The following is a 12,065-nucleotide window of genomic DNA, read 5'->3' on the forward strand; positions in this document are numbered from 1 at the left end:
CGCGCCACCTTCTCCCACAAGGAAGGAAGAGAGCCGCCTACGCCACCGCCCGCCGGCCGATGATGGCAAACCGCAGCTTGCCCGAGATGAAATCGATTGCGGCGACGGCGACCAGGATCATCAGGATCAGGAACGACACTTTCTGCCACTCCAGCACGCGAATCTGCTCGGCGAGCTGGAGGCCGATGCCGCCGGCGCCGACGATGCCGATGATGGTGGCCGAGCGGGTGTTGGATTCGATGAAGTAGAGCACCTGGCCGGCGATGACGGGCAGGACCTGCGGCAACAGGCCGAAGCGGATCTCGTGCAGCGCGCTGCCGCCGGAGGCGCGGATGCCTTCGACCTGCTTCTGGTCGGCGCCCTCGATCGCCTCCGAGAACAGCTTTCCGAACGCACCGAAATCCGACACGGCGATCGCGAGCACGCCGGCGAACGGGCCGAGCCCGACCACGTTGATCCACACCAGCGCCCAGATCAGCGTGTCGATGCCGCGGATCGAATCGAGCAAGCGCCGGACGGGAAAGCGCAGGATGTTCGACGGCACGACGTTGCGCGCCGCGAGCAGGCTGATTGGAAGCGCGAAGACCGCGGCGAGCGTGGTGCCGAGCAGCGCGATCGACAGCGTCTCGCCCAGCGCCTTCAGATAGACCGGCAGCGAAGAGCCGGGATCCGGCGGGATCATCATCAGGCTGATCCAGCCGAGCTGGCTGAGGCCGGCGAAGAAGCGCGACGGCGAGAAATCGAGATCGACGAGGCCGTAAGCGAGGATCGCCAACGCCGCCACGATCATCGCCGGCGTGGCGAGCCGCGCCGAGGCGGGCCGGTCGAACACGTCAGGGTAGCGCGCGCGAATTTGCGCGGTATCGACCTGCTGCGGCCTCGTCACGTCCGCGCCTCCTCGCCGAACAGGCGGCCGCGCAGCCAGCCGGTCGTGATGTCGATGATGAAGACGGTGACGACGATGGTGAGCAGGATGGCGCTGACGTCGGAGTAATAGAACTTGCGGATGACGACGACGAGCTCCTGGCCGATGCCGCCGGCGCCGACGAAGCCCATCACCGAGGCCTCGCGGACGTTGATCTCGAAGCGCAGCAGCGCATAGCTGGCATAGCCCGCCGTCACCTGCGGTACGACCGCAAAACGCATGCAGGAGAGCCAGCTCGCACCTGTCGAGCGAATGCCCTCCACCGGCTTCATGTCGGCATTCTCGACGATCTCCGAGAACAGTTTTCCCAGTGCGCCGGTGGAGTGGATAGCAATCGCCAGCACGCCGGCCATCGGTCCGAGCCCGAAGGCGATGACGAAGACCAGCGCGAAGACGATGCCGGGGACGGTGCGGGCGAATTCGAGCAGGCGCCGCACGACGAAGCGAAGCCAGGGCGCGGGCGAAGTGTTCTCGGCCGCGAAGAAGTTGAGGGCGAAGGCCAATGTCGCGCCGATCAGCGTGCCGACATAGGAGATCAGCAGGGTCTCACCCAGCATCTTCAGCCATTTGCGCCAGCCCCAGAACCACTCGCCGACATCGGTCCAGACCCGCTGGCCGCTGTCGAGCGTGAGGATGCGGTCGAAATAGCTGACGAAATTGCCGAAATAGGTGAACAGGGTATGCAAATTCACTTCGGCGCCGATCGCGGCGAGCACCAGCGCTGCGGCGAAGACCGCGGCTCCCAACAGGAGACGGAGCCGCCTGCGCGAGACCGCCTGGCGATAGGCGGCATTGAGCGCGGCAAGCTGCTGCTCGGGGAGGATCGAAACCGCTGTCGTCATCGATCGAAACAGGTCCCGTCAAAGAAAGAGCCGGGTCCTAGGACCCGGCTCGGGTGCATCGTCCCGATGACTCAGGACGCCTTCTTCTTGCGGAGCGCATCGACGAACTTGATCAGCTCGATCGTGCCATCCCAGTCCTTGGTGGTGGCGGGATGAAAGCCCTTCTTCTGGCCGTCCGACAGGCGATCGAACGCGGCCTTGTCCTTGGCCGGCGCGTCGAAGAAAGCCTTGGCGATGGCGGCCTTGGCGTCGTCGGGCAGGTCGGAATTGTAGGCATAGGGACCGTTGATGATCGGCGCCGACTTGTGGATGATGCGGAAATCGTCCTTCTTCATCGCCGAGCCGTCGGCGTTCTTCAGCATGCCCTTGGTCAGCATCTGCGCCAGCGTGGAATCGTCGTCGCTGGTCCACTGGTTGGCGGCGACGTCGACCGTGCCTTGCGCCAGCGCGAGCATCGCATTCTCGTGGCTGCCGGTGAAGACGACCTTGCCGAAATAGCCCTCGGCATCGTGGATGCTCATCTTGTCGAGCTCGAAGCGCGGCACGTTGTTGCCCGAGGTCGAGTTCGGGTCGACCAGGCCCAGGTTCTTGCCCTTGAGATCATCGACCTTCTTGTAGGAGCTGCTCGCCTTGACGAAGAACACCGAGTAATAGCCGGTCGAACCGTCGGCATTGATGTCGTTGGCGAACGCGTCGGTCTTGACGCCGGTCAGGCGGGCGCGGGCGAACGAGGCCGAGCCGTAGCTCGCGATGTGGATGTTGCCGGCGCGCTGGCCTTCGATCACAGCGGCATAGTCGTTGGCGATGCGCAGCGTGACCTTCACGCCCAGCTGCTTCGAGAGGTATTCCACGAACGGGGTCCAGCGCTCGGTGACGCCGGAGGCGTTCTCGGCCGGCACGACCGCAAAGGTCAGTTCGGGATATTTGGCCTTCCAGTCGTTCGCCGAGGCGGACGCCGTGAACGCGAGCGCGGCGGCGCCGGCAAGGATCAGTCTGCGAGTGATCATGGTATCCTCTTCATCGGTTGAGGTCGGTTGACGCAAAGACTTGAACTAAACAGGCGAGGCTCAGGCCGCCGCGGCCGTCCCGAGCGCCGGAACGCCCTCGGGCGCCGGTACAGGCATGCCGCCCATGACGTCGGCGGCTTCGAGATCGTAGAGCTCGCGCGCCACGTGATCGGTCAGCGCGGACGGCGCACCATCGAACACCACGCGGCCCGCGGCCATGCCGATCAGGCGGTCGCAATAGGTGCGGGCGAGATCGAGCGAATGCAGGTTGCAGAGCACGGTGATGCCGAAATGCTTGTTGATGCGCAGCAGTGCATCCATGACGATCTTGGTGTTGCGCGGATCGAGCGAGGCGATCGGCTCGTCGGCGAGGATGATGTCGGGCTGCTGCACCAGCGCGCGGGCGATCGCGACGCGCTGCTGCTGACCGCCGGAGAGCTGGTCGGCGCGCTGGGCGGCGAGCGAGGCAATGTCGAACTGCTCGAGCGCGGACATCGCCAGCGCCTTGTCCTGCTCGGGCCAGGCCTGCGACAACGAGCGCCAGGCGGGCATCGTCGCAAGCCGCCCCATCAGGACGTTGGTCAGAACATCGAGCCGGCCGACCAGGTTGAACTGCTGGAAGATCATCGCCGAGCGCGCGCGCCACTGCCGCAGCTCCTTGCCGCGCAGCAAGGTGACGTCGACGCCGTCGAACAGGATGCGGCCCCCGGTCGGCGTCACCAGGCGGTTGATGGTCCGCAGCAATGTCGACTTACCGGCGCCGGATCGCCCGATCACACCGACGAAGCCGCCGGGGGAAATTTGAAACGAAGCGTCGTCCACCGCGGCTTTCGCGCCGAAGCGACACGTCAGACCTTCAACCACCAGCATACAGGGCTCCAGAGTAGCTGGAGCCAACCGCTAACGCCCGTGCTTAACACTTGTGTGACACACGCGCTGCGGTGCGGCGATCCTACGCACGTCATCCCCTGTCATCTCGTTGTCATGACACCGTCATCCAGCCGCCCGAAGAGAAACGCCCGCCCTCGCAGTTCGGATGCAACATGGTCGCCAAAGCTCTTTCGGTTCAGCCGACCGTCGATCCCTCGGCCAAGCTGCATGAGACGAGGCTCGGCGCCTATACCGAGGTCGGCGCGCGCACCATCCTGCATGACGTCGCGATGGGCGATTACTCCTATGTCGTGAACGATGCGCAGATCACCTACAGCACCATCGGAAAATTCTGCTCGATCGCGGCGATGACGCGCATCAACCCCGGCAACCATCCGATGCATCGCGCGACGCAGGCGCATTTCACCTATCGTTCGAGCGCCTATTTCGAAGGCGAGAGCGACGATGCCGAGTTCTTCGACTGGCGGCGCCAGCATCATGTCCATGTCGGCCACGACGTCTGGATCGGCCACGGCGCGATCGTGCTGCCGGGCCGCAGCATCGGCACCGGCGCGGTGATCGCAGCCGGCGCCATCGTCACCAAGGACGTGCCGGCCTACACCATCGTCGCCGGCAATCCGGCCCGGATCGTACGGCGGCGGTTCTCGGAGGAGATCGCGGGGCGCCTCGGGAAGCTCGCCTGGTGGGACTGGGATCACGACAAATTGCGCGAGGCGCTGCCCGATTTCCGCAAGCTCGGGATTGAAGATTTTCTTTCGACATACGAAGCACGGGCGGGCTCTCTCACCAATTCTCCTGCCAGCAAACGAAGCGCAGTCGCGTGACAGACATATTCCTTGAAGGCGGCCGGGCCCTGATCGGCGCCGAGCTCATCGAAACCTCACTTCTCGTGTCCGGGACAGACATTGCGGAGATGGGCGCTTCTCGCGGCCGGGCCGGGCTGGCGATTGATGCACGTAACCTGCTGTTGCTGCCCGGCATCGTCGACCTGCACGGCGATGCCTTCGAGCGACAGATGATGCCGCGCGCCGGCGTCGATTTTCCGATCGACGTCGCGCTCGCCGACAGCGACCGCCAGGCGATCAGCAACGGCATCACCACCGTGTTTCACGCCGCGACCTGCTCGTGGGAGCCGGGCCTGCGTAGTGCCGACAATGCACGTGGCCTGATGGAGGCAATCGAGCGGCAGCGTCCGCAATTCGCCGCCGACATCCGCTTCCATCTGCGCCACGAGACCTACAATCTCGACGCGGAGGCCGAGATCGCCCAATGGCTCGCCGAAGGCCGGGTCGACCTGCTCGCCTTCAACGACCACATGGACGGCACCGTCGCCGACATGGCCAAACCGCGCAAGCGCAACCGGATGGTGGAGCGCACCGGCCTTTCGAGCGAAGAATTCGACCTGCTGGTCGAGCGCGTGATCTCGCGCGCCGACGAGGTGCCGGCTTCGGTGTCGCGCCTGGCCGCTTCTGCCCGCGCGGCGGAGGTGCGGATGCTCTCGCACGATGACGCAACGCCGGCGATGCGGCATGCGTTTCGCGAGCTCGGCGCGAGAATCGCGGAGTTTCCGATCAACGAGGAGACGGCGCGGGCGGCAGCCAGCCACGGCGATGCCATCGTCTATGGTGCGCCGAACGTCGTGCGCGGCGGCAGCCACACCGGCTGGACCAGGGCATCCGACATGATCGCCAAGGGGCTCTGCTCGGTGCTGGCGTCAGACTATTATTATCCCGCACAGCTGCTCGCCGCATTCCGGCTCGCGGCAGATGGTGTGGTGCCGCTGGCACAGGCCTGGGATTTGGTCTCCGCCAGTCCTGCCCGCGCGACCGGCCTCACCGATCGCGGCACCCTCGCGGAGGGACGCCGCGCCGACATTCTCCTCGTCGACGACAGCGTCAAGCTGCGGCCGCGGCTGATCGCGGTGATCTCGGGCGGCAAGCTCGTGCATCTCACCGATGCGACACGGCTGCTCACCGCCGTGGCGGCGCCGCGCGAGGCTGTCGTCGCCGCGTAAAACCGCTATGCTGAGACGAATGACAGGATTTCCCCGCTACGCGGTCTATTTTGCCGCAGGCGCCGACAGCGCCCTCTCCCGCTTCGGCGCCGAGCTGCTCGGCTACGATGCCTATACCGGCGACGAGCTGCCGTTCCCGCGCGAGGCGCTGCAAATTGCGCCGGACTGGCGTGACATCAGCGCAGATCCCCGCAAATACGGCTTTCATGCCACGCTGAAGGCGCCCATGACTCTGGCGTTAAACAAGACCGAAGCCGAGCTGATGGCCGCGTGTGCGGCCTTCGCCGGCAGGGCACGGCCGCTTCCGGTGATCCGTCCCGTCGTCGATGCCATCAGCGGCTTCATCGCCGTCATTCCGGCCGAGCCGGTCGATACGCTCCAGGAGCTGGCGGCCGACAGCGTCCGCGATTTCGACGCTTTCCGTGCGCCGCTGACGCCGGAAGATCGCGCACGGCGCAAGCCCGAAAAGCTCGGCGAGCGACAGCGCGACTATCTCGACCGCTGGGGCTATCCTTACGTCATGGAAGAATTCCGCTTCCACATGACGCTGACGGGACGGCTCGATGCGGAGCGGCGCGGGCCGATTCTGCAGATGCTGCGGGGGCGGTTTGCGGCGTTGAAGCTCGATGCGCTTGAGATCGATCGCATCGCGCTGTTCAAGCAGGATGACGCAAAGGAAAGATTCCGCATCATCGGCGAATGGGCTCTGGCACGGTAGACCTCAGCGCCAGCTCGCAAGATTGAAGGCGAGCGCCACCGCGCCGACCAGAACGAGGCTGGTCGCCCAGACTGCATCCAGGTTGAACCAGCTTCGCGAAACGAACTTCAATCCCAAATAGCGGTAGACCAGCCACGCCAGAGATCCGCCGGCGCTGATCATGGCGGCAACGTGCACCAGGGACACCAGCACCGCCATCCCGACACTCGCCTTCATCAACTCGCCCGCCGCCTCATGGCCGGCATCGAGCTCGAAGGCCTGGCAAAGCCCGAGATAGATCGGCACCAGCATCAACGCGGCGCCGTGAGCAATGGCGACGGCAAACGACCAGAGCGCCAATTGTGTCGGCGGGATTCGTGCCAGCGCGCGGGGATGGCGCCGAACGATCAACCGATAGACGCCGAAGCCGATGACGAGAAGGCTCGCGACCAGCTGGATCGGACGCTGCCACTCCGCCAGCACGAGCAGGAACGCGAATGGCAGCAGCACGAGAAGCGTGGCCACGAGATGCCCGGCCGACAGGGCCCACAAGGCGCGGAGGAGCGCGCGCGGGCTCTTGTCCATGAGCCCCGCCGAAACGGCGAGCGGCCATCCCATGCCAGGATTGATCCCGTGGTAGAGACCGCTCGCAACAAGAGCGAGCCACAGCCAGCCGAGTGCCGGGCTCGCGTGCCCCCAATCTAGACCGACGGATAGCAAAAGGAGTCCGTCGAACAATCGCCGCCCTCGAGCCTGATCTGGTGCGCACGATATCCGTCGGGGAAGCTCACGAAATAGTTCTTGTCGAGCTCGAGGCCGCCGTTGCGACCGACATTGGCCATGACCTCCACGCCCGGAACCCCATCGGGATAGAACTGGTCGTCCCAGGTGGAATAGAGCGAATTGGTCCAGTAGACGCGCTTGCCGTCGCGGCTGATCTCGACCATCTGCGGACCCGCCGCAAATGGCTTACCGTTTGGATGGGGCGCGCGGCGCGCGATGCCGCCGATGTGGACGGAGCCCGCAAGCTTCGGCTGGCGCGGATCACTGACGTCATACTGGCGCATTTCACCCGTGCCCCAGCACGAGACGTAGAGAAACCGGTCGTCCATCGACAGGTCGATGTCGGTCACCAGCGGCGGCACGGCGCCAAATCCCTGCAGCAGCGGCGGGAGCTTCTCCTTGGGCGCGGGCTCGGGTGGGATCGTCGCCGTCTTCTCGGCATGGAATGTCCCGCCTTCGCGCCACCAGGTCCAGATCGATGCTTCAAGGTTGGTGGTGTCGACCACGACGCCAACGAAGCCGTACTCGCGAACCGGATCGTGCGCCGGTCGCACCTCCAGCGCCATCTGATGATTGGCGCCGAGGTCGATGGTCTGGACGTTGCGACGGGCGCGAAGATCCCAGAAGTGGAGACGATGGCCATATTTGTTCGACAGCAGATCTTCCGGGACGATCCCGTTCTCGAACTGCGGCGGCAATGCCCATTCGCTCGTCACCATGTAGTCGCGCGGCAGGTTCCACCAGAAATCATAATGCAGTGTCTGCGGACCGCGGTCGATCTCCCATCGACCCAGCACCTCGAAGGTCTCGCAATCCATGATGAAAACGCCGGGAGGACCGTTGGTGCCGTCCTTGCCGCCGCCGCCCAGCGTGCTCACGTAAATGCCGTCCGGCCCGCAATGGATCGTGTGCGGCCGCGAGTAGCCGGTCTTCTTGAAGACTTCCTCCGGCTCGATGATTTTGTGGATCCTGGCTTTGGTCGGATCGGGCTTGGTATCGATGATGTAGATTCGCGACGAGCGGAGCCCTGGGATGATGAGATAGCGCCGCTCGATGAAGGCATGTCCCGCCAGCGGCGACAAGGCCGAGGAGCAAGCATTCCAGCCGAAATGATGAAACTCATCGCCCTTGTTGGGCATCGTCACGGTGTGGACGATCTGGCTGTAGGTCGGCGATCCCGGCTTGACGTCGATGACCGCGAGAGCATCCGGCTTCGAGAAATCCGGACTGAGCAGCAACGTGTAGGCAAAGTTCTCCGCAGGTGCTTCCATCGCAAGCTTGGGCGATGCGTGAAAGGTGGGATCCGGCCTCATCGTCATGGCACTGCCTCCCTGTTCTGTCGGTTCGCGCCAACTTGGCTCGGGATAACGGCATAATGAAGAGGTGTTGGGCGACGTTTCGAGATTGCTCCGCGGGGCCTGGTTGGCGGGCGTACAATATGCCATCGCGGAGCTGCGGGAAACGGCCTGGAGCCGCGCTAATTCGACGCCTTCAGCCCGGCGGAATACGGCCGGAGCTCGTAGCTCACATCCGGTGTCGTCCCGGCCTGGTGCGCAATTGCGCACGGGGGCCAGGACCCGTATCCGCAGCGAGAAGTTTGGCGCGAGCTGGTAACCCAAAGTCTTCGCCAAACCACTCCCTGTGGATATGGATCCCCGATCTGCGCGCGCTTCTTGCGCGCTTGTCCGGGACGACAATGAATGTCTGGCGCCGCTACTTCCCCCACCGCAGCGCCAGCGCGTCGCGTTCCTTGGCGAGTTCCAGCAGGCCGGCGCGCGTCGCCGGATGCAGCGGCTGCAAGGGATGCCGTACCATCTCGGATTTGATCACGCCGCCGGCCTGCATCATGACCTTGCAGGCGATCAGTCCGCATTGGCGGTTTTCGTAGTTGATCAGCGGCAGCCAGCGTTCATAGGCGGCCTTCGCCTTCTCGCGATCGCCGGCGAAATAGGGATCGATGATCTGGCGGATGCCGTCGGGATAGCCGCCGCCGGTCATGGCGCCGGTGGCGCCGGCGTCGAGATCGGCCAGCAGCGTGATCGCCTCCTCGCCGTCCCAGGGACCTTCGATATCCTTGCCGCCGGCCTCGATCAGGCTGCGGAGCTTCGAAGCCGCGCCCGGCACCTCGATCTTGAAATAGCGGATGTTGGAGAATTCGCGCGACAGCCGCGCCAGCAGCTCGACCGAGAGCGGCGTGCCCGCCACCGGCGCATCCTGAATCATGATGGGAATGTCGATCGCGCCCGAGAGCACCTTGAAGAACTCGACGATGCCCTTCTCCGGCACGCGGAAGGTCGCGCCATGATAGGGCGGCATCACCATCACCATGGCGGCCCCCGCCGCTTCGGCCTGCTTGCTGCGCGCGGCGCACACGGCCGAGCTGAAATGCGTCGTGGTGACGATCACGGGGACCCGGCCAGCGGCATGTTCCAGCACCGTATGCATCACGGTCTCGCGCTCGGCATCGGTGAGCACGAACTGCTCGGAGAAATTGGCGAGGATGCAGAGACCGTGTGAGCCGGCATCGATCATGAAGTCGATGCAGCGGCGCTGGCCCTCGAGGTCGAGCTCGCCGCGCTCGTCGAAGATGGTGGGCGCGACCGGGAACACGCCGCGATACGGGCGCTGGGCCTTGTGGGGGGTGACCGGCATCGAACTCTCCATCCCTGATGTGTCTTACGTCCGTCGCCGCGCTCGCGCGGCGTGGCTGACACATCTACCCGTCGCGCGGACCGGCGGCAATGCCCCGCGCGACACCTGATGAAGAGACGACGAGATTATGCCGTCTTCACGGCTCCCAAGAAGCCTTCGACCGCGACGCGGAGACGATCGGCATCGGCCGACATCTTCTTGACGGAGTCCGACAGCACCGTGCCGGCGTTGCCGGTCTCCTGGTTGAGCCTCGCGACGCTGCCGATGGTGTCGGTGACCTCGCGGGTGCCCTGGGCTGCCTGCTGGAAATTTCGCGAGATCTCGGTGGTGGCCGCGCGCTGCTGCTCGACGGCGGCGGCGATTGCCGTCATCTTCTCGTCGATGCCACTGATGGCGCCGCCGATCGAGCGGATCGCGGTGACGGCCTGGCCGGTGGCCCCCTGGATCTCCTCGACCTGGCGCGAGATCTCTTCGGTCGCTGTGGCCGTCTGGGAGGCGAGGCTCTTGACCTCGCCGGCGACCACGGCGAAGCCGCGGCCGGCCTCGCCTGCGCGCGCAGCTTCAATGGTGGCGTTCAGCGCCAGAAGGTTGGTCTGGGCCGCGATGGCGTTGATCATCTTCACGACCTCGCCGATGCGGCTCGCGGTCTGATCGAGGATCTCGACGATGGCGTTGGTTTGCTCGGCCTGTGCCACGGCCTCGCGGGCCTCGCGTGCGCTCGACTGTACCTGTGCGGAGATCTCCCCGACGGATGCGGAAAGCTCCTCGGTCGCGGCCGCGATGGTCTCGAGGTTGTTGGTGGCTTGCTCGGCCGCGGACGAGACCGCGGCGGTCTGGCTGCTCGATTCCAGGACCAGCGAGCGTACGCCGGTCGCGGTCGCGTCGAGCTCCCGCGTCGAGGCCACGACGCTCTGGATGACCGCCTGCACGGTATCGTCGAAGCTGCGGCAGGCCGCATCGACGGTGCCGGAGCGGGCGAGCTGAAGCGCCTGCTGCGATTCGCGTTCCTGGCCCAGCCGTTCCGCGGTCGCCGCGCTCTCACGCAGGCTTTCGAGCGCAGCAGCCATGGTGCCGAACTCGTCGGGATGCCGGGATTGCGGAACCGGTGTCGCATAGTCGCGGGCGCTGATGCGCGCGATCGCGTTGAGGATTGCGCGCACCGGCCGCATGAGGCGATTGCGCACCACGAACACGGCGGCCAGGATCACGGCCAGCGCGAGCAGGAACGCGAAAGACTGCACGATGAGATTGGTCAGGGCCTTCGCCTGCACGGCCTCGGCGTGCGCGATCGACAGGTCGAGCGCTTTGCTGGCGATCGCGACGATGGATGCGAAGGGTGACTGGCACAGCGCATTCCACTCCGCAGCGGGCATCGCGGGCTTGCCGCTGCCGTCGAAATTCCTGGTGATCTCTCCCATCTTCTTGAGCGCGCCGTCGGTCTTTGCCCGCGCCTCCTTCGCCGCCTCGACCAGATCTGCGGCCACGTCGGGCGCGGCCAGCAGTTCGTCCATGCCGGTCCAGCCGACGGCAACGGTTCCGTTCCAGCCGGCCACCGTCTGCTTCTGGTTTTCGTCGAGCGGCTTGCTGGTGTTGACGTTCGGCCGCAGCGTCGAGCACGGGATGCCGTAGCGGTCGCGCACCTACCAGGCGAGCCGGCGGACCTGAATCATGCGGGCGATGAACGGATCGTTGATCCAGGCGCGGTTCGACACCGCGGTGGAGACCAGGTTGGCGGTATCGATCACCTTGGTGATGGAATCGTACCAGATGCTGGTACGCTCCAGCTTGCGCTCGGCGCGCGGCTGCTTCGCCTCGTCGTAGAAAAGCTGGAATTTCGGTGCAGCCTCGCTCCAGCGCTGCTTCAGCGTGCTGGCGAGCTCGTCGCGCCGGGCGAATTCGACCGTCGCGAGCGCAGCGACAATCGCGTCATAGCCGGCGTGTTCGGCCTTATCGGCGGCATCGAGCTTGGCGCGTGGATCGTCCTCGCCGAGCAACGCACTCTGGGCGTCGCCGCGATTGTTGCGCAGCGCGACCACGCCATGGAAGATCGCCTTGTCGGCGGCGGCAAGCCGGGCCGTCTCGAGACTGTCGCTGTAGCGGCCGAATGCTCCGGCCATCTGGATCGCCGTGCTGGTGAGCGCGCTAGCCGCCAGCAGAGCCATCAAGACCAGGAGAAGCGTGCTTACCGATTTCTTAAGAATTGACATGGACCGAAGACCTGCTTGTCGCGAGCAGTCATCTTGCACGGCAACAT

The 12,065-nt window shown here is 65.3% G+C and carries 10 protein-coding genes and 1 pseudogene; 3 read left to right on the plus strand and 8 right to left on the minus strand.

Translation table 11 applies throughout. From position 1 onward, the window contains the following. Positions 1-37 precede the first annotated feature (37 nt). From phnE (BRAD3257_RS37140) to phnC, 4 genes are all read right to left on the minus strand, one after another. Entirely contained in the window at positions 38-886 is an 849-nt protein-coding gene (phnE, locus tag BRAD3257_RS37140; RefSeq protein WP_122405961.1) for a phosphonate ABC transporter, permease protein PhnE, read from the minus strand. Further along, positions 883-1,767, minus strand: coding sequence for a phosphonate ABC transporter, permease protein PhnE (phnE, locus tag BRAD3257_RS37145; protein ID WP_122405962.1), 885 nt, complete (start codon positions 1,765-1,767; stop codon positions 883-885). Before phnE (BRAD3257_RS37145) ends, phnE (BRAD3257_RS37140) begins: the two co-directional genes overlap by 4 nt. Before the next feature lie 71 nt (positions 1,768-1,838). Next, positions 1,839-2,774, minus strand: coding sequence for a phosphonate ABC transporter substrate-binding protein (gene phnD / locus BRAD3257_RS37150; RefSeq protein WP_122405963.1), 936 nt, complete (start codon positions 2,772-2,774; stop codon positions 1,839-1,841). 60 nt (positions 2,775-2,834) lie between these two features. Beyond that, positions 2,835-3,644, minus strand: a complete 810-nt coding sequence (gene phnC, locus BRAD3257_RS37155; RefSeq protein WP_122405964.1) for a phosphonate ABC transporter ATP-binding protein — start codon at positions 3,642-3,644, stop codon at positions 2,835-2,837. A 173-nt stretch (positions 3,645-3,817) separates the two neighbouring features. Between phnC and BRAD3257_RS37160 the strand changes: the two genes are divergently transcribed. The 3 genes from BRAD3257_RS37160 to BRAD3257_RS37170 are packed head-to-tail and all read left to right on the plus strand — an operon-like array spanning position 3,818 to position 6,397. After that, complete coding sequence (locus BRAD3257_RS37160) at positions 3,818-4,489, plus strand: LbetaH domain-containing protein (RefSeq protein WP_162500488.1); 672 nt, start codon at positions 3,818-3,820, stop codon at positions 4,487-4,489. Next, entirely contained in the window at positions 4,486-5,679 is a 1,194-nt protein-coding gene (locus BRAD3257_RS37165; RefSeq protein WP_244607832.1) for an alpha-D-ribose 1-methylphosphonate 5-triphosphate diphosphatase, read from the plus strand. The genes BRAD3257_RS37160 and BRAD3257_RS37165 overlap by 4 nt, the downstream gene beginning before the upstream one ends. Before the next feature lie 19 nt (positions 5,680-5,698). Beyond that, the gene (locus BRAD3257_RS37170) at positions 5,699-6,397 is read left to right on the plus strand and encodes a DUF1045 domain-containing protein (RefSeq protein WP_122405967.1); all 699 of its coding nucleotides are present in this window, start codon (positions 5,699-5,701) and stop codon (positions 6,395-6,397) included. A gap of 3 nt (positions 6,398-6,400) precedes the next feature. On the opposite strand, the gene BRAD3257_RS37175 is transcribed toward BRAD3257_RS37170, so the two are convergent. The 4 genes and pseudogenes from BRAD3257_RS37175 to BRAD3257_RS37190 form a co-directional block, all read right to left on the minus strand. Then, on the minus strand, positions 6,401-6,994 hold the full coding sequence (locus BRAD3257_RS37175; RefSeq protein ID WP_122405968.1) for a hypothetical protein: 594 nt from the start codon (positions 6,992-6,994) through the stop codon (positions 6,401-6,403). Between the two features lie 83 nt (positions 6,995-7,077). Further along, complete coding sequence (locus tag BRAD3257_RS37180; protein ID WP_122405969.1) at positions 7,078-8,478, minus strand: selenium-binding protein SBP56-related protein; 1,401 nt, start codon at positions 8,476-8,478, stop codon at positions 7,078-7,080. 394 nt (positions 8,479-8,872) lie between these two features. Continuing rightward, positions 8,873-9,811, minus strand: a complete 939-nt coding sequence (locus BRAD3257_RS37185; RefSeq protein WP_122406966.1) for a dihydrodipicolinate synthase family protein — start codon at positions 9,809-9,811, stop codon at positions 8,873-8,875. Between the two features lie 125 nt (positions 9,812-9,936). After that, a pseudogene (locus BRAD3257_RS37190) lies at positions 9,937-12,018 on the minus strand (methyl-accepting chemotaxis protein). Positions 12,019-12,065: the final 47 nt, after the last annotated feature.

This window comes from Bradyrhizobium vignae (genome assembly GCF_900324035.1).
In the GTDB taxonomy this organism is placed as follows: Bacteria; Pseudomonadota; Alphaproteobacteria; order Rhizobiales; family Xanthobacteraceae; genus Bradyrhizobium; species Bradyrhizobium vignae.